Below are 17,704 nucleotides of genomic sequence, written 5' to 3'. Positions count from 1 at the left end.
GACACCCTCGAGCGATCAGGGCATCGAGCATCTGCTGAATCGCCCCTGGTTTCGTAGACACTCTCCAAGCTCAGAAGATAGCGTTTCTCATACTCTATTGGAGACAGCTGCATAGCACTGCTGTGTCGACGTTTTGGGTTATAGAACATCTCGATGTAATCGAAAATATCACTCCGGGCTTCGTCACGTGTCGCGTAGGTCTTTCGTCGAATCCGCTCCCGCTTCAAAAGCTGGAAAAAGCTCTCAGCTACGGCATTGTCATGACAGTTTCCCCGCCGGCTCATGCTGCTGATCACATTGTTGGCCTTAAGGAAGCTTTGCCAATCTGAGCTACTGAATTGACTGCCTTGGTCTGAGTGAATCATCACTTGCTGCTGTGGCTTGCGTCGCCATACGGCCATCAACATTGCGTCGATCGCCAGGTCGCTGCACATCCTGGGCTTCATTGACCAGCCAATCACTTGGCGGGAAAACAGATCCAGCACTACCGCCAGGTACAGCCATCCTTCATAGGTGCGGATGTAAGTGATGTCTGTCACCCAGACCTTGTTCGGCTCACTGACCTTGAACTGCCGCGCAAGGTGGTTAGGCGAGGCAGCGGTTGGCTTTCCGCCATAAAACCCAGGACGACGGCGATAGCCCATTTGCGAACGCAACCCCTCTGCCTGCATCAAACAACCGACTCGATTTCGCCCGCATGTCTCTCCCAGCTCACGCAGGTCATCATGAATTTTGCGGTAGCCGTACACACCTCCGCTTTCTAACCAGGCCTGCTTGATCAAGCCAAGCAGACGATGATCTTCTTTTGCTCGGGCAGATTGAGGCTCGGCCAACCAGGCGTAGTAGCCGCTGGAATGCACCTTAAGGGTTTGGCAAAGGCGCCGCACCGGGTAATCCGTCGAGTGCTTCTTGATGAAGGCGTACTTCAGCCGCACTCCTTGGCAAAGTACGCTGCGGCCTTCTTTAAGATGTCTCGCTCTTCCGTCACGCGCTTGAGTTCAGCGCGCAGCTTGCGCAGTTCGGCCTGCTGATCATCGTCTTGCTGAAGCTGCTCTTGGGGCTTGCTGTAGACCTTGATCCAGGCGTAAAGGCTGTGCACGGACATGCCTAGGCGCTGAGCGACATCGGCGACAGGTTTGCCTTTTTCGGTCACTTGCTTGACCGCTTCGATCTTGAATTCTTCAGGGTAACGCTGACGACTCATGGCACCTCCTAGTTGGGCCTCATTATGAGGCTTGGAGGTGTCTACGAAACCAGGGGCGATTCATCCCCTCCATGGTTGCGGGCGAGCCTTTAGACGCTGAAAGCTAGCCCCAGAAGCGGAGTGCCGCCTGCAACCGCAATCCGCCAGTTTACAAAAGCTGCGCATTCCACCAGCGCTTCGAATTGCAATGGGCAGCGGCGCTTGAACTCTTGAGCATTGTCGATGACCAGTGAAAGCGTCTGCCCGCGCTGAACGTGGATGGACGTCATCTCTGCGGCCGGGTCATCAAGATAGGAAAGACAATCGATCCAAGCTTCCATATTGCCGCCGTAGAAGCTAGGGAAACCGAACTTTTCCGCGAAAACACTGTGAAATGTTGGCCAGTCAGTTATTTGGTTTCCATCCACACGCACCATTGTCAGATAATCCTCAATCGCACTTAAAGGGCAGATATGCCGATTCCGCAAAGTGAAGTCAATTACTGGCTTCACGTTTGCCAGCCTCAGCGCCTGAGCCACGTCAGAGTGCGCTGCAATGGCACCTTGGCTCTTTGCCGCCTGTCACGGAGGCAGCTTTGGGTCGAAAGCGGTCCTCCTCTACAGGACAAATGACAATCTGTGAGTGGTTCCGGCGCCAATGCCTAGGTGTACGGTCTCCAAATGCAAAAGGTTCCCCTTTTGCACGTTTTGTGGTGAGCACCCGTGGCAGGTGCTGGACAAGCAGACGGACCCACCGCACGAATTGCAGGCGGGGCATTTTAGGCTGGTATCGACAAGGCTTGGCGTCTGATAATCAGGATCCATTCCTACTGCCGAGCCTTGCCATGTCGTTCAATCTGCAAAGGGGGCGCCCATGACGGTGGCCCGCAAGAACCCCGACGCCTTCGCCTTCCAGGTCATGCTGGGGCTGTGCCTGGTCTGGGGCTGCCAGCAAGTGTTGATCAAGTCCGCCGCCGTGGATATCGCCCCGGTGATGCAGGCGGCGTTTCGCAATGGCATAGCCGCCTTGCTGGTGGGGCTGCTGGTCTGCTTCAAGGGTGGCTGGGGGCAGGTCGGCACAACCTGGCGCGCCGGGTTGCTGGCCGGTGGCTTGTTCGGCCTGGAGTTCCTGTTCATCGCCGAGGGGCTGAAACTGACCTCGGCGGCGCATATGTCGGTATTCCTCTACACCGCGCCGATCTTCACAGCGCTCGGGTTGCATTTCATGATGCCCAGCGAGCGGCTGCGGCTGTTGCAGTGGCTGGGCATCCTGCTGGCGTTCGGCGGGATCGCCCTGGCGTTCGCTGGCGGTATTTCCCTCGATCAGCTCGATGGCCGCATGTTGCTGGGCGATGGCCTGGCGATCCTGGCGGGGTTGGCCTGGGGCGCGACCACGGTGGTGGTGCGTGGCTCGCGATTGTCCGAGGCACCGGTGACCTTGACCTTGTTCTATCAGTTGGCGGTGGGGTTTGTCGGCTTGGTGCTGATCGCCCTGATCAGCGGGCAGATCGCCGATTTCTCGCTGACCCCGCTGGCGGTGGGCAGTGTGCTGTTCCAGGGGATCGTGGTGTCCTTCCTGAGTTACCTGACCTGGTTCTGGTTGCTGCGCAAGTACCTGGCGTCGAACCTGGCGGTGTTCTCATTCATTACACCGTTGTTCGGCGTGACTTTCGGCGTGCTGTTGCTGGATGAGCCGTTGAGCCTGAACTTCGTGATCGGCGCGGTGATGGTATTGCTCGGAGTAGTCATGGTCAGCGCCGAGGCGTGGGTGCGGCAGCAGTTGCGCAAGCTGGTGGGATGACAGGATAGAAGCAAGTGCCGGCCCTTGAGTGGCATTAGCCGCCAAGGGACCGGCAAGGTAATTCGTTTGTCGGTCAGCCCACGCCTTGCTGGACCAGGTGAGGTCTGGCAGCCATGTCAATTCCCAGCGCTTTCATTACAGTCAGGAATGACTTGAGCGTTGGATTGCCGTGTTCACTGAACGAGCGGTAAAGCTGTTCGCGAGACAGGCCTGTTTCCTTTGCCAGTTCACTCATGCCCTTGGCCCGAGCTACCACGCCCACGGCTTTTGCCACGTAGGCTGCATCCCCTGTCTCTAATGCATCGGTCATGAACTGCGCGATAGCTTCCGGGGAAGTCAGATAGGCAGCGGCGTCGAACTCATGGAACGTTTCAGTCATTTTGCATCCTCCACGACTGCAGGATCTGCCGGGCTGCCTTGATGTCCCGCTGCTGGCTGCCTTTGTCGCCGCCGCAAAGCAGGATGATCAAGGTATCGCCGCATTGGTGAAAGTACACCCGATAGCCTGGGCCATAATGGACTCTCAGCTCACTCATGCCATGGCCGACCGGTGAAACGTCACCCGCCAGCCCTTCCTTGAGCCGGTTGGTTCGAGCGACGATTCTGGCCCTTGCCGTGGTATCCCGAAGCCCGATCAGCCAACGCCTGAAACTGCTGGATTCGATGGTTTTCATCGGGTGAATGTAGTTTATAAAATACAGCGGGAAAGGCCGCAAATGGTTTCTACCTTTTGCAGTCAGGGCTTTCCCTGTCAGGCCATTCGGGTTCCCGGTGGGCAGCCCTGCAAACTGCGGTTTCCCGTGATGACCAGCATGCCCGCCACGGTCAACCCTGCAGCCGCCAACATCAATGCAGGCTGCAGGCTGGCGCTGTAGTGGTTGCTCAAGGCCGCAAGCAACGGCCCGCTCAATTGCCCCAGGGCAAAGCACGCAGTCAACAGCCCGGCATTGCGCTGCGTGGCATGGGGCGCCAATTCCCGCGAGCGCTGCATCACCAACTGCATGCAAGCCAGGAATGGGCCACCGCACAGCAGTACCCCCAAAGCCAGGCCGACACCGCCGCCCAGCAGGCAGGCAAGTACGCCCAATCCTTGCAGCCACAGGGTTGCCGTCAGCCAGCCTGAAGTCCGCCCCGGGCGACGCAGGCTGACCAACAGCACCCCCAGCGCCGATGCCAACCCGAACGCGGGCCAGAACAGGTCGGCCAGCCATTGTCCTTGAAACTGCTGGCTGGCCATCTGCGACAGGAAGGTGGCCGGCAGGATGTAACCAATCCCGTAGAGCGCATAGACCAGGCCCAGGCGCCCGATGCCGGTAACGCGCCGCTGACCACTGTCGACGGTGGCAGCGGTGGCAGGCTCCATTGCCTTTGGCAGCCACGGCAGCACCGCCAGCAGCATCACCAGCGCGGCGACACCATACACCAGCCACAGGGCCGCCGAGTTAAGCCCGAGCAGGTGCGCAGCCAAGGCCAGGACGCCTGTCACCGCGATACCCACGCCCGGCCCGGCGAACACCAGGGCACCGAGGCGCTGCTGGCCATGGGCACTGGCCAACTGCTGGCTGAGGCTGGCGATCATCACCAGTACCCAGGCACTGGCCACTCCCGTGCCGAAGCGCAACAGCAGGTGACTCCAGAAACTATCGGCGGCCCATGAGGCCAGGGTCAGCAGCACGCACAGCCACAGGCCGCCGTGCAGGCGCAGGCGCACCTGGGCCGGCTGGCGGGCGAACATGGCGTCCACCGCGCCGAGGAAGTAGCCGAGGTAGTTGGCCGCGGCGATCAGGCCACCGGCCGTCAGGTCGAACTGGCCCTCGGCGATCAGCCGGGGCAGTTGCGGGGTGAGGGCGAAGCGGCCGATGCCCATGGCCATCATCAGCGCCACGGCGCTGGCCAGCAGTTGCACGAGGGGCGACATGGAAAGTCTCCTGCACGAAGGGATGCGATGGGTGGCAGGGTAGGGCGCATTGACTTTCAATAAAATTGAATAATGATGATCAAGTTATTCTGTTTTGGAGAAGGTTATGGAGTTCAGCCAACTGCGCATCTTCCAGGCCGTGGCCGAAGAAGGTTCGGTCACCCGCGCCGCCGAGCGCCTGCACCGGGTGCCGTCGAACCTGTCCACGCGCCTGCGCCAGCTCGAAGAGCAACTGGGGGTGGAGCTGTTCCTGCGCGAACGCCAACGCCTGCAGCTGTCGCCGGCCGGCAAGGTGCTGCTGGACTACGCCAACCGCCTGGCCAACCTGCGCGACGAGGCGATGGCCGCGGTGCAAGGCGGTCAGCCGGCGGGGGACTTCGTGCTCGGCACCATGTACAGCACGGCGGCTATCCACTTGCCGGCGCTGCTGGCGCGCTACCATCAGGCGTATCCGCAGGTGAACCTGCAAGTCCAGGCGGCGCCCAGCGGCGAACTGTTGGAAGGCGTGCTGAGCCACCGGATGGACGCGGCGTTGGTGGACGGCCCGCTCAACCTGGCGGGCTTGGATGGCATACCGCTGTGCGACGAGACGCTGGTGCTGATCACCAGCCCCGAGCATCCGCCAGTGCACACTGCCAAGGATGTCGCCGGCAAGGCGGTATTCACCTTCCGCCAGGGCTGCTCGTACCGCATGCGCCTGGAAGCCTGGTACGCCCATGCCCACACGCCCATGGGCCGGGTGATGGAAATCGAGTCGTACCAGAGCATGCTGGCGTGTGTGATCGCGGGGGCGGGCGTGGCGCTGATGGCGCAATCGATGCTCGACAGCCTGCCCGGGCGTGACCGGGTGCGCGTGCATCGGTTGCAGGCACCCTTCGATCACGCCGTGACCTGGTTGATGTGGCGCCAGGGCATGCGCGGTGCCAATCTGCAAGCGTGGATCGATTTGCAACAAAGCGAAACGATTGACCGGCCGTCGGATGCTGCGGCGTCCGCTTGATTCGGGTCAAAATCGCCCATATCTGTAAGATCGTAGGCATGCGCAGTACAGGACATAGGTCTATGATCTGTATGAAGCATCGCAGAATCGATTGACCGTGAGGCTGACCCGTCAAGGGGGCATTATGAACCAACGCATGTATAACTGGCTCCACGACCTCGCCGTCGCCCTGGGCTTGCTCCCGCCACCGCTGCAGCCGGTGCCGATTCCAACCGACGAAGAACAGCGCAAGCGCCAGCCGCGTCGCCGCTGAAACCAGGCAAAAGGCCGCCGCATCTGCACGATGCGGCGGCCTTTTGCGTTTCTGCTTCGCCGGCAAGCCGGCGAGCACGTCAGGCGAGGTTGACGGCCGTCACCGGCTTGCGCGAGGCCAGGCTGACCACCACGAAGCTCACCAGGCCGACGGCCAGGCTGTAGTAGATCGGCGAGTTGGCGTCCAGGCCATCCTTGAACATGAAGAACAGCGCAGTGGCGAAGCCCAGCGACATGCTGGCGATGGCGCCGGCGGTGGTGGCGCGCTTCCAGAAGATCGCCCCCATCAGCGGGATCAGCATGCCGCCGACCAGCAGGTTGTAGGCCAGGGTCAGGGCGCTGATCACATCGTTCACCGCCAGGGCAATGCCCAGCACCACCAGGCCGGTGAGCAGGGTGAACAGGCGGTTGACGCCCAGGCTCGACTGCTTGCCGCCGCGCAGCTTGGGCAGCAGGTCTTCGGTCAGGGTGGTCGAGGCGGCCAGCAGGCCGGCGCTGGCGGTGGACATCATCGCGGCCAGGGCGGCGGCCATCAGCAGGCCACGGATACCTTCAGGCAGCTGGCCCTTGATCATTTCGGCGAAGGCGTTGTTCGGGTTGGCCAGGTCCGGCATCAGCACGTGGGCGGCCATGCCGATCATGGCGCAGGCCAGGCCGTACAGCACGCAATAGATACCCGCGGTGGTGCCGGCGCGCTGGCAGACCTTCTCGTCACGGGCGGTGAACACCCGCTGCCAGATGTCCTGGCCGATCAGGATGCCGAAGAAGTAGATCAGGAAGTAGGTGATGATGGTGTCCCAGCCGATGGTGGTCCAGCTGAAGCTGGCCGCCGGCAGCTTGGCCACCAGGGTGTCCCAGCCACCGGCCTTGTACAGGCACACCGGCAGCAGGATGAACATCAGGCCCACGGTCTTGATGATGAACTGGACGATGTCGGTCAGGGTCAGCGACCACATGCCGCCGATGGTCGAGTACACCACCACCACGCCGCCGCCGAACAGCAGCGCCATCCAGAACGGCACGTCGAGCAGCACCTGCAGCACGGTGCCCATGGCCAGGGTCGAGGTGACGCCGATCATCAGTGCGTAGGCGAGCATGATCGCCGCGCTGGCCTGGCGCGCCATGGGGTTGTAGCGGCGCTCCAGCACTTGCGTCACGGTGAAGATCTTCAGGCGCAGCAGGGGTTTGGCGAGGAACAGGTTGAGGGCGATGATCCCCAGGCCCAGCGCGGCGCACAGCCAGAAGCCGGAGATGCCGTGGACATAGCCCAGGCGCACGGTACCGACCGTGGAGGCGCCGCCGAGCACGGTGGTGGCCATGGTGCCCATGTACAGGGTCGGGCCGAGGTTGCGCCCGGCCACCAGGTAGTCCTCATGGGTCTTCGCCCGGCGCATGCCGTACCAGCCAAGCCCGAGCATGCCGACGGCATAGATCAGTACAACGATGATGTCCAAGGCCATTGGGGGTCTCCCGATTATCTTTATTATGGCGAGATCGGCCGTCCGGACGGTGCAAGGCGCCCGGCGGTCCTGTCGTGTGTTGGCGGGCCTCTATGGCCCTCCCGAATGGCTCCTGCCGGGGTCAAACTTTTAGGGCGCCTGTCACTAACCTGTAGGAGCGGCTTCAGCCGCGAAGCAGGCACCACGGTGTGTGGCACCCGCTTTGCGGGTGATCGCGGCTGAAGCCGCTCCTACAGGGGGGGCCGCCTTAACGACGCACCACGCCTGGCAGCACGCAGAGCATTTCGAACAACAGGTTGGCACCCAGCAACGAGGTGTTGCCGGTGGTGTCGTAGGGTGGGGAGACTTCGACCAGGTCACAGCCGATCAGGTCCAGGCCGTGGCAGCCGCGGATGATCTCCATCGCCTGGATGGTGGTCAAGCCGCCGATCTCCGGGGTACCGGTGCCAGGCGCCCAGGCCGGGTCGATGCCGTCGATGTCGAACGACAGGTACACCGGGCCGCCCCCGACTTTTTCACGCACTTCGGCCATCAGCGGTTCCAGCGACTTGTGCCAGCACTCTTCGGCCTGCACCACACGGAAGCCCTGGCGGCGGCTCCAGTTGAAGTCGTCGGCGGTATAGCCCTGGGCGCGCAGGCCGATCTGCACCACGCGGTCGCAATCGAGCAGGCCTTCTTCCACCGCGCGGCGGAAGGTGGTGCCGTGGGCGATCTTCTCGCCGAACATGTGGTCGTTGACGTCGGCGTGGGCATCGATGTGCACCAGGCCGATCTTGCCGTGCTTCTTGTGCAGGGCACGCAGGATCGGCAGGGTGATGGTGTGGTCGCCACCCAGGGTCAGCGGGATGACATTGTGCTCGACGATCTCGTCGTAGGCTTGCTCGATGATGCGCACCGCGTCGAGCAGGTTGAAGGTGTTGATCGCTACGTCACCGATGTCGGCCACCGACAGCGAGTCGAACGGGGCGGCGCCGGTGGCCATGTTGTACGGGCGGATCATCACCGACTCGGCGCGGATCTGCCGCGGGCCGAAGCGGGTGCCCGAGCGCAGCGAGGTGCCGATGTCCAGGGGCACGCCGATGAAGGCGGCATCCAGGCCCGCGGCGCTTTGCAGGTGGGGCAGGCGAAGCATGGTGGCGATGCCGCCGAAACGCGGCATTTCGTTGCCGCCCAGTGGTTGGTGGAGAATCTTGTCCACGGTGGGCCTCATCAGTCGGTCGATTGTTCTGTTTGTTCGAACCTGTGCCACCGCGCGCCTGAATGATCGGGTCATCTCGGCGGACAGGGACATTTCGCCGCAGTCTGCGCAAGGTAGTGCCCGGGAAGAATCGCTACCGACAAATACTTACTTCAGGAATTTCTGAACTATCGGCGTGCAGGCGGGTTAGACTCTGGCCATTTCCAGCCCGCGGACCCATCGCCCCATGGCCTCATCGCTGCCCGACCTGAAACTGCTGCGCATCTTCGCCAGCGTGGTGCGCCACCAGGGGTTCGCCAACGCCCAGCGCGACCTCAACCTGTCGACCTCGGCCATCAGCACCTACATGAGCCAGCTGGAAAGCGCCCTGGGCATCGTGCTCTGCCACCGCGGCCGGGGCGGCTTCAGCCTGACCAGCAAGGGCGAACTGTTCCACCAGGAAACACTGCGCCTGCTGGGCGAGCTGGACGGCTTCGAACAATACGCGGCGGCGCTCAAGGGGGAGCTGCGCGGCACCCTGAACCTGGGGGTGATCGACTCCACTGTCGGCGACCGCGCCCTGCCGTTGGCCGAAGCCATCGGCGCCTATAGCCAGGAGCACCCGGCGGTGCACTTGCATCTGTCGGTTTCCAGCCCCTACGAGTTGCAACTGGGGGTGCAGGACAACCGCCTGGACCTGGCCATCGGCGCCTTTTCCTCGCGCATGAGCGGCCTGGTCTACCAGCCGTTGTACCGCGAGCAGCACTGGCTGTACTGCAGCAGCCGCCACCCGCTGTTCGCCGAACGGCGCATTCCCGAGCCGGTGATCACCCAGCAACGCATGGTCGGGCGTGGTTACTGGAGCCAGGCCGAACTGGCCCGGCATGGCTTCAAGCACAGCGCGGCAACGGTGGAGAGTATGGAAGCGCAGCTGATTCTGATTCTCTCCGGCGCCTACATCGGCTACCTGCCCGAGCACTATGCCCAGGCCTGGGTCGACAAAGGCGACCTGCGCGTATTGTCGCCGGCCACCTTTGGTTACCAGGCGCCGTTTTCCCTGATCATCCGCCGTGGTCGTAGCCGGGAACCCTTGATCCAGACGTTCCGCGACCTGCTCAAGAGCCAGCTCAACGTAGGCTGACCCAGGCCCTGTTCAGCACATTCTGTCAGGTTGAGTAAATTTCCTACAAAACTTGACCGCTGACGTGATGGCCTTCTGCTAAACATCTACTTGCTTTGATGATTTTTCCATTCATCTGGATAAGCAAGGGACCGCCAACGATGCGCATGAATTTGCCCGTCACTGAGCACGAAAGAACCTTCCCCCAACACCAGCGGCTGATTTCCACCACCGACCTGAACAGCCGCATCACCTACTGCAACGACGCATTCGTGGCCATCAGCGGTTTCACCTACGACGAACTGGTGGGCCAGCCACACAACCTGGTGCGTCATCCCGACATGCCGCCGGCGGTCTTCGGCCATATGTGGGACACCATCAAGCAAGGCAAGCCCTGGATGGGCGTGGTCAAGAACCGCGCCAAGAACGGTGATTTCTATTGGGTCAGCGCCTATGTCACGGCGATCTACGAGAATGGCCGCATCAGCGGCTACGAGTCGGTGCGCTCGGTGCCGACCCGTGAGCAGATCCGTCGCGCCGAGAATCTTTATGCGCGCTTGCGCGCCGGCCGGTCTCCGGTGCCTCTGGCGGCCCGCCTGGGCCACGGCGTCGGGCATGGCTGGCCGCTGATCGGCGCTGGCCTGCTGTCGGCCGCCGCCTATCTCTGGCTGCCCGCGTACGCGGCGCTCGGGGTGCTGATGGCCAGCCTGCTGGCGGCCTGGTACCTGGTCGAGCACCGGCAGAACCAGGCCATCCGCCGCACGCTCGAAGAGCACCCCAAGGCGTTCACCAGCCCGCTGGTGGCCCTGACCTACAGTGACAACCCCGGCCTGCAGGGCCAGCTCGACCTGGCCATCATCAGCGAAGAGGCGCGCCTGCAGACCGCGCTGACGCGCTTGGTGGATGCCGGGGTCGGGGTCAAGTCACGGGCCGCGCAGTCCTCGGACCTGTCCGGTGCCCAGGCGCAGATGCTCGACCGCCAGCGCAGCGAGACTGACCAGTCGGCCACGGCCATCGCGCAGATGGCCGCGACCATCCAGCAGGTTACCCACAATGTGCAGAGTACGGCCCATGCCGCCAGCGACGCCGATCACCTCGCCCAGCAGGGTAGCGAGCTGGCCGAGCAGAGCCTGCGGGCGATGGGCAGCATGCGCGAGGCGGTCGGCGATATCGGCCAGGCGGTCAATGCGCTGGCCGAGCAGACCCAGTCGATCGGCGGCGTGGTGGATGTGATCACCTCGATTGCCGAGCAGACCAACCTGCTGGCGCTCAATGCCGCCATCGAGGCGGCGCGGGCTGGCGAGCAGGGCCGGGGCTTCGCGGTGGTCGCCGACGAGGTCCGCTCGCTGGCCCAGCGCACCCGTACTTCGACCGAGGAGATCCATCACATCATTGCCAGCCTGCGCAGCGGCGCCGACCGTGCGGTGGCCAGTGCCAGCCGTGGCCAGCAGATCTCCCAGGACAGTGTGCACAGTGTCGAGGCCGTGCAGGAGGCGCTGGCCGGCATTGCCCAGGCGGTCAGCCGCATCACCGGCATGAGCCAGCAGATGGCCACGGCGTCCGAGCAGCAGAGCCATGTGGCCGAAGATATCAACCAGCAGATCGTGCGCATCGCCCACCTGTGCGATGAAAGTGCCGGGCAGGCCAAGCAGGGCGCCGAGATCAGCCAGGACCTGGAGCGTATGGCGGAATACCTGCACAGCCTGGCGGAGCGGTTCAATCGTTGAGGCCTGTTCGCCGGCAAGCCGGCTCCTGCCGAGGAGCCCGCTTGCTGGCGATGGGCTGCGTCAGCCTCAGGTTGCAGCCTCACCGCAACCCTGTGGCAAACTACGCGCCCGAAGGAGCCCCTCATGTCCAGACCTCGCTGCGAGCGCTGCCAGCGCCCGCTCGCCCATTGCCTCTGCCCACTGATCCCGCACCTCGACAGCCGCACCCGGGTGGTCGTCTTGCAGCATCCCAGCGAAACCTCGCATGCCCTCAACACTGCACGGCTGGCGGCCCTTGGCCTGGCCAATGCGCAACTGCGAGTCGGCGAGGTGTTCGACGACCTGCAGGATTTGCTGGCCACGCCGGGCTATCGACCGGTGCTGCTGTTCCCTGGCGAGAGGGCCGAAGTCTTGCAGGCTTATGGAAACGATGACGATCTGCCGCTGCTGCTGATCGTCCCCGATGGCACCTGGCGCAAGGCGCGCAAGATGCTGTACCTGAACCCGCTGCTGGAGGCGCTGCCGCGGGTGACGCTGGGCGACGTCCCGCCATCGCGCTACCGCTTGCGCAAGGCACCGGAGCCGGGCGCCCTGTCGACGCTGGAGGCGGTGGTGCAGGCGTTGAACGTGCTGGAGGCGCCTGTGTCGTTCGATGCCTTGCTCCAGCCGTTCGAGGCGTTGATCGAGGGGCAGATCGAAGCCATGGGGGCCGAGACGTTTCAACGGAATCATGGGCAGGGCTGAGCGCCAGGCCCGCCCATGACCTGTAGGAGCGGCTTCAGCCGCGATCACCCGCGCAGCGGGTGCCAGGAACCGCGCCGCCTGCATCGCGGCTGAAGCCGCTCCTACAGGCAACTACCGCTCCCGCAACGCCTCTGTTCGTGCTTTCAACACCGGCTTCAACAGGTAATCCAGCACGCTCTTCTGCCCGGTGATGATATCCACCGTGGCCACCATCCCCGGGATGATCAGCAGCGGCTTGTTATCCCCACCCAGATGGTTTTTCTCCGTACGCACCTGGATCAGGTAGAACGCATTGCCCTTGTCATCGGTGACTGTGTCGGCGCCGATCAGCTCCAGCTTGGCTTTGAGCCCGCCGTAGATGGTGTAGTCATAGGCGCTGAACTTGACCATCGCCGTTTGCCCCGGGTGCAGGAAGGCCACATCCTGCGGCCGCACCTTGGCTTCGATCAGCAGGTTATCCTCGATCGGCACGATCTCCACCAGGTCGCTGCCGGGCTGCACCACCCCGCCGATGGTATTGACCTTGAGCAGCTTGACGATGCCGCGCACCGGCGACACCACGGTGGTGCGGTTGACCCGGTCGTCGATGGCGATGCTGGTGGCGGTGATCTTCGAAAGCTCCGTGCGCTTGTCATTGAGTTCCTTGGCGGCGTCGGAGCGAAAGCCGGCGTCGGCTTCCTGGATCTTGCTCCTGATCTCCGCCACCGCGGCTTCGGCGCGGGGGATCGCCAGGCTGGTGGCGTTGAGCTGGCCGCGGGCTTCGACGGTGCGTTGCTTGAGGCGCAGGATCTCCACCGGTGAGATGGCGCCTTTGCCCACCAGCGGCGAGGACATGTCCAGCTCCTGCTGCAGCAGGCCCAAGGCAGAACGGTATTGATCGACCTTGGAGCGGAACTCGGCGAGTTCCTGGGTCTTCTGCCGCAGTTGCTCGTTGAGGGTCTGTTTCTCGCTGGCCAGGCGGCGCTGGCGCGAGTCGTACAGGGCGGCTTCGTCCTCGGCCACTTGCGGTGCCTTGGCACGTACTTCATCCGACAGCGTGAAGGGGCGGCCTTCGGACTCCGCCGACAGGCGCTCGACCTGGGCGGTGAGGGCGTAGCGGTCGGCTTCGCTTTCGCCTTTGTTCGACTTGAAACGGGTGTCGTCCAGGCGCAGCAGGGTGGCGCCCTTGTCCACCATCTGTCCCTCGCGCACGAAGATCTCGGTGACGATGCCGCCCTCGAGGTTCTGTATCACCTGCACCTTGCTCGAGGGGATGGCCTTGCCCTCGCCGACGGTGACTTCGTCGAGCACCGCGAAGTGGGCCCAGGCCAGCGCCACCAATAGCAGGATCGCGGTCAGCCACACGGTCAGGCGTGACAGGCTCGGTGAATCCTGCAGGGTGGCGCCGGCCAGTTCCGGCATGTAGTCGCGTTCGGCGCGCTTGTCGGTGCCACGGAGGTAGCTGCGTATGCTGTGGATGATGGGCATGCCCTACCTCCATTGATGGGGTCAACGCGGAGCCCTGTGGGAGCGGGCTTGCCCGCGAAAGCCATGTTGGATTCACCGACGCATTCGCGGGCAAGCCCGTTCCCACAGCGGCCAAACTGTCTGAAAGTCTTACAGTGCGGCGCCGATACGGCCTTTGCGCAACGCATCGATCACCGCGTCCTTCGGCCCGTCGGCAACGATCTTGCCGTTGTCCAGCACCAGCAACCGATCCACCAGGCTGAGCATCGAGGTGCGGTGGGTGACCAGCAGCAGGGTCTTGCCCGGCACCCAGGCGAGCAGGCGCTGGCGCAGTTGCTCTTCACTGCTGTTGTCCATGTGGCTGGTGGGCTCGTCGAGAATCAGGATTGGTGGCTCCAGCAGCAGTGCCCGGGCCAGCAGCACCGCCTGGCGCTGGCCGCCGGAAAGCAGTTGGCCACGCTCGCCCACCGGGCGGTCGAAGCCTTGCGGGTGCTGGCGGGCCAGTTCGCTGACGCCGGTCAGCTCGGCCACCTCGAGCATGCGCGCATCACTGACATGGCGCGCGCCCAGGGTGAGGTTGTCGCGCAGGCTGCCGGCCAGCAGCGGCAGGTCGTGGGCCACGTAGCCCAGCTGGTTGCGCAGGTCGGCGATGTCCAGCTGGCGCAGGTCGAGGTTGTCCAGCAGCACCTGGCCTTCGTCGGGGTGGTGGAAGCCCATCAGCAGCCGCGCCAGGGTGCTCTTGCCCGAGCCGCTGCGGCCGATGATGCCGATGCGTTCGCCAGGCTTGAGCACGCAGTTGACGTCATTGAGCGCCGGGGCGGCTTGCCCGGCATAGCGGAAGGTGGCGTGGCTGATGCTCACGCCGCCCTGCAGCGTGGTGTGATCCAGCGCCTGGTGTTCAGGTTGGCGTTCCTGGGGCAGGCTCATCAGCGCGTCGGTACTGCGCATGGTCAGTTGTGCCTGCTGGTAGCGGGTGATCAGCCCGGCGATCTGCCCGAGCGGCGCGAGCACACGGCTGCCGAGCATGTAGCTGGCGACCAGGGCGCCGACACTCAGGTTGCCGGCAATGATGCTGTACACCCCGGCGACGATGGTGGCCATGCCGCAGAACTGCTGGATGAACAGTGTGCCGTTGCTGGCCAGGGCTGACAGGTTGCGGGCGTGGGCATCGAGGCGGGCGATGGCGCCGTTGGTGTGCTCCCACTGGTACTGGCGCTCGCTTTCGGCGCCGCAGGCCTTGAGGGTTTCCAGGCCGCCGAGGGTCTCGATCAGCAGGGCCTGGCGCACGGCGCCCAGGCTCAGGCTCTTCTGCACGGTGTCGCGCAGGCGCACCTGGATGAACAGCGCCAGGCCCATGGCCACCGGGAAGGCGATCAACGGGATCAACACCAGCCAGCCACCGAGCAGGCCGATCACCAGCAGCATCAGGGCGACGAAGGGCAGGTCGATGATGCTGGTCAGGGTGACCGCGGTGAGGAATTCGCGCAGGCCCTGGAAGTCATGGATGCTTTGCGCGAAGCCACCGATGGTGGCGGGGCGGGCTTTCATGCTCATGCCGGTGATGCGTTCGAACAGGGTGGCGGAGAGGATCAGGTCGGTTTTCTTGCCGGCCTGGTCGAGCAGGTGGGCGCGGACCATGCGCAGCACCAGTTCGAAAGCGGTGCCGATGAACAGGCCGGCGACCAGCACCCACAGGGTCGACAGTGCCTGGTTGGGCACCACGCGGTCGTAGGTCTGCATCACGAACAGGGGCACCATCAGCCCCAGCAGGTTGATCAGCAGGCTGGCCAGCAGGGCATCGCCATACAGCCAGCGGGAGTGGCGCAGGGTATCGCGGAACCAGGCGTTGACCCGCGGTAGCAGCGGGGCGCGCACCTCCTCCAGAGAATGACGCGGACGGGCGAACAGGGCCTGGCCGCTGTAGGCCTCGGCCAGCGCCTCGCGCTCGACCCACTGCTCGCCGCCTTCGGCCTCGCAGGGCAGCAGCAGCGCCCGGCCGTTGTCGCCCCAACGTTGCAGCACCGCACTGCGGCCGTCGTTGAGCATCAGCAAGACCGGCAGGTTGAGCGCCGAAATGGCGTCCAGCTCGCGGTGCAGCACCCGTGCCTGCAACCCGGCCTTGGCGGCCGCGCGCGGCAGCAGGGCCAGGCCCAGGCGCTGGTCGGCCAGCGGCAGGCCACTGCACAGGCTGGCGCGGCTGGCGGGGCAGCCGTGCAGCTTGCACAGGATCAGCAGGCCATCGAGCAACGGATCATCCACATCCAGGCGCGGTTGCGCGCTTTGCATACTGGTCACGATGGCCTACTCCTGTCGCGTTGGACGCTGGCGGGCAGCCTGGTGCGGCGGACCTCAACGCATGTCGGGCAACCTCGCCTCGTTGCGCACTTCGGTCTTGGCAATGGCTTCCGGCGGCAACGAGATGCGCTGCTTGCTCAGCAGCTCACCCATGTTGGCCAGCAGGCGGTACATGGAGAACTCTTCGGTGTAGCGCACTTCGGTGTAGCGCCGGTTGGCGTTGTACAGCTCGTTTTCGCTGTCGAGCACATCGAGCAGGGTGCGCTGGCCCAGGCCGAACTGGTCCTGGTAGGCGGCGCGCACGCGTTGGGTGGTCTCGGCGTATTCGCGCGCGCTAGGTAGCTGCTTGCGCGCATTGTTCATGGCGTTCCAGGCCAGGCTGAGGTTTTCGTTCAGCTCGCGCAGGGCATTGTTGCGGATGTCCATGGCCTGGTTGATCTTGTGCGCGTCGGATTGCAGGCGGGCCTTGTCGCTGCCGCCGCGGAACAGGTTGTAGCTGAGCTCGACGCCGGCCTGCCAGTCGTTGTTGTCGTGCCCTTTCTGGCCGCCGATGTTGTTGTTGGCGCCGGTGGCCAGCACTGCGTCGAGGCGCGGGTAGAAGGGCGACTTGGCCACTTCGTATTGTTGCTCGGCCGACTGCACATCGGCCTGGGCCGACTTGAGGTAGGGGTTGTTCTCCAGCATGCCCTGGCGCGCGCCCTGCAGGTCGGTCGGGACTTCGCCCTTGATGGTGGCCGGGGCTTCCAGTTCGTCGGGCATGCGCCCGATCACACTGAAGAAGTTGGCTTCGGCATCGGCCAGGTCGACCTCGGCGGTGTCCAGGTTGTTCTCGGCCAGGGCGCGACGGGCGCGGGACTGGTCGAGGTCGGCGGTGCTGCCCACGCCGCGCTCGCTGCGCAGGCCGATCTGGTCGTTGACCCGCAGGTGCGCCTGCAGGTTGTTCTTGGCCAGGGTCACCAGTTCGCGGCGCTTGAGCACTTCGAGGTAGACCTCGATGGCACGCAGCGCCACGGTTTCGGCGGTGGCCTGGGTGTAGTAGGCGCGCGATGTGGCGACCGCCTCGGTGCGGCCGACTTCGTTGGCGGTGTTGAAGCCGTCGAACAGCATCTGCCGCAGGCGCAGTTCGGACTGGGTGTAGTTCAGTGTTTCCTTGTTGTGGTTGCGCGTGCCGTCGGCATTGAAACCACGGGTATTGGTGTTGTCCGAACGCTGCCGGCCATACCCGGCCACCAGGTCGACGGTCGGGTAGTACCCCCCGCGGGCGAATTTCACATCCTCGTCGGCGGACAGTCGGCTGTTGCGGCTGGCACTGATTTCAGGATGCTGGTCCACGGCGCTCTGGACGGCCTCGGTAATCGACATCGCCTGAGTGTTGGCACACGCCATGGCCAACAAAATCGCACTGGTGATGGGGGTTAAAACGCGCATGGGGTACTTCTCCCTGGTCTCAAAAAATGTCCTGCGATCGCCAATAAAATGACGAAATATAAGAATCAAACCGTTTCAGGTTTGTAACAACAGAGCTAAGAACATTTATAAGGCGAGCTAAGAAGAAATTTTCATAAGATATATGCGAAAAAAAACTTATGCGGTCTAAGGAATT

At 63.7% G+C, this 17,704-nt stretch carries 15 protein-coding genes and 2 pseudogenes; 7 read left to right on the top strand and 10 right to left on the bottom strand.

The features are described from left to right. Positions 1-56: 56 nt before the first annotated feature. Both JYG34_RS18825 and JYG34_RS18820 read right to left on the bottom strand, forming a co-directional pair. A pseudogene (locus JYG34_RS18825) lies at positions 57-1,204 on the bottom strand (IS3 family transposase); the annotation flags it as partial. An 89-nt stretch (positions 1,205-1,293) separates the two neighbouring features. After that, entirely contained in the window at positions 1,294-1,722 is a 429-nt protein-coding gene (locus tag JYG34_RS18820; protein WP_249746181.1) for a barstar family protein, read from the bottom strand. Between the two features lie 334 nt (positions 1,723-2,056). Here JYG34_RS18820 and JYG34_RS18815 point away from each other — a divergent pair, with 334 nt between their 5' ends. Further along, positions 2,057-2,983 (top strand): DMT family transporter, encoded by a 927-nt coding sequence (locus JYG34_RS18815; protein ID WP_011535021.1) that lies wholly within the window; start codon positions 2,057-2,059, stop codon positions 2,981-2,983. A gap of 73 nt (positions 2,984-3,056) precedes the next feature. Here the strand turns inward: JYG34_RS18815 and JYG34_RS18810 are convergent, their stop codons facing one another. From JYG34_RS18810 to JYG34_RS18800, 3 genes are all read right to left on the bottom strand, one after another. Then, positions 3,057-3,362, bottom strand: a complete 306-nt coding sequence (locus tag JYG34_RS18810) for an addiction module antidote protein (RefSeq protein ID WP_011535020.1) — start codon at positions 3,360-3,362, stop codon at positions 3,057-3,059. Continuing rightward, positions 3,355-3,657 (bottom strand): type II toxin-antitoxin system RelE/ParE family toxin, encoded by a 303-nt coding sequence (locus JYG34_RS18805; RefSeq protein WP_213657818.1) that lies wholly within the window; start codon positions 3,655-3,657, stop codon positions 3,355-3,357. The genes JYG34_RS18810 and JYG34_RS18805 overlap by 8 nt, the downstream gene beginning before the upstream one ends. A 77-nt stretch (positions 3,658-3,734) precedes the next feature. Continuing rightward, the gene (locus JYG34_RS18800) at positions 3,735-4,901 is read right to left on the bottom strand and encodes an MFS transporter (RefSeq protein ID WP_213657817.1); all 1,167 of its coding nucleotides are present in this window, start codon (positions 4,899-4,901) and stop codon (positions 3,735-3,737) included. A gap of 106 nt (positions 4,902-5,007) precedes the next feature. Here JYG34_RS18800 and ptrR point away from each other — a divergent pair, with 106 nt between their 5' ends. Together ptrR and JYG34_RS26475 are read left to right on the top strand one after the other, a co-directional pair. Beyond that, complete coding sequence (gene ptrR, locus JYG34_RS18795) at positions 5,008-5,901, top strand: putrescine utilization regulator PtrR (protein ID WP_213657816.1); 894 nt, start codon at positions 5,008-5,010, stop codon at positions 5,899-5,901. Positions 5,902-6,025: 124 nt separating this feature from the next. Then, entirely contained in the window at positions 6,026-6,154 is a 129-nt protein-coding gene (locus JYG34_RS26475) for a PA1414 family protein (RefSeq protein ID WP_256660254.1), read from the top strand. 79 nt (positions 6,155-6,233) lie between these two features. Here the strand turns inward: JYG34_RS26475 and JYG34_RS18790 are convergent, their stop codons facing one another. Both JYG34_RS18790 and speB read right to left on the bottom strand, forming a co-directional pair. After that, entirely contained in the window at positions 6,234-7,613 is a 1,380-nt protein-coding gene (locus JYG34_RS18790) for a sodium:solute symporter (RefSeq protein ID WP_213657815.1), read from the bottom strand. A gap of 247 nt (positions 7,614-7,860) precedes the next feature. Beyond that, entirely contained in the window at positions 7,861-8,811 is a 951-nt protein-coding gene (gene speB / locus JYG34_RS18785) for an agmatinase (protein ID WP_213657814.1), read from the bottom strand. A 226-nt stretch (positions 8,812-9,037) separates the two neighbouring features. Between speB and JYG34_RS18780 the strand changes: the two genes are divergently transcribed. The 4 genes and pseudogenes from JYG34_RS18780 to JYG34_RS18770 all read left to right on the top strand — a co-directional run bounded on the left by JYG34_RS18780 (position 9,038) and on the right by JYG34_RS18770 (position 12,360). Further along, positions 9,038-9,931, top strand: coding sequence for a LysR family transcriptional regulator (locus JYG34_RS18780; RefSeq protein WP_213657813.1), 894 nt, complete (start codon positions 9,038-9,040; stop codon positions 9,929-9,931). A 98-nt stretch (positions 9,932-10,029) separates the two neighbouring features. Beyond that, positions 10,030-10,374 (top strand): annotated as a pseudogene (locus JYG34_RS26715) (PAS domain-containing protein); the annotation flags it as partial. A 234-nt stretch (positions 10,375-10,608) separates the two neighbouring features. Continuing rightward, positions 10,609-11,637, top strand: coding sequence for a methyl-accepting chemotaxis protein (locus JYG34_RS18775; RefSeq protein ID WP_373694299.1), 1,029 nt, complete (start codon positions 10,609-10,611; stop codon positions 11,635-11,637). Between the two features lie 123 nt (positions 11,638-11,760). After that, positions 11,761-12,360, top strand: coding sequence for a tRNA-uridine aminocarboxypropyltransferase (locus JYG34_RS18770; protein WP_213657812.1), 600 nt, complete (start codon positions 11,761-11,763; stop codon positions 12,358-12,360). 111 nt (positions 12,361-12,471) lie between these two features. Here JYG34_RS18770 and JYG34_RS18765 read toward each other — a convergent pair whose 3' ends face one another. The 3 genes from JYG34_RS18765 to JYG34_RS18755 all read right to left on the bottom strand — a co-directional run bounded on the left by JYG34_RS18765 (position 12,472) and on the right by JYG34_RS18755 (position 17,529). Further along, positions 12,472-13,827, bottom strand: a complete 1,356-nt coding sequence (locus tag JYG34_RS18765; protein WP_213657811.1) for an HlyD family type I secretion periplasmic adaptor subunit — start codon at positions 13,825-13,827, stop codon at positions 12,472-12,474. Positions 13,828-13,956: 129 nt separating this feature from the next. Continuing rightward, positions 13,957-16,092: a type I secretion system permease/ATPase gene (locus JYG34_RS18760; RefSeq protein ID WP_213661221.1), complete on the bottom strand. Its 2,136-nt coding sequence runs from the start codon at positions 16,090-16,092 to the stop codon at positions 13,957-13,959. Between the two features lie 63 nt (positions 16,093-16,155). After that, positions 16,156-17,529 (bottom strand): TolC family outer membrane protein, encoded by a 1,374-nt coding sequence (locus tag JYG34_RS18755; protein ID WP_011535008.1) that lies wholly within the window; start codon positions 17,527-17,529, stop codon positions 16,156-16,158. Positions 17,530-17,704: the final 175 nt, after the last annotated feature.

The organism is Pseudomonas entomophila (assembly GCF_018417595.1).
In the GTDB taxonomy this organism is placed as follows: domain Bacteria; phylum Pseudomonadota; class Gammaproteobacteria; order Pseudomonadales; family Pseudomonadaceae; genus Aquipseudomonas; species Aquipseudomonas entomophila_C.
The sequence above is the reverse complement of the archived record's forward strand: the minus strand, read 5'-3'. Positions and strand labels throughout refer to the sequence as shown.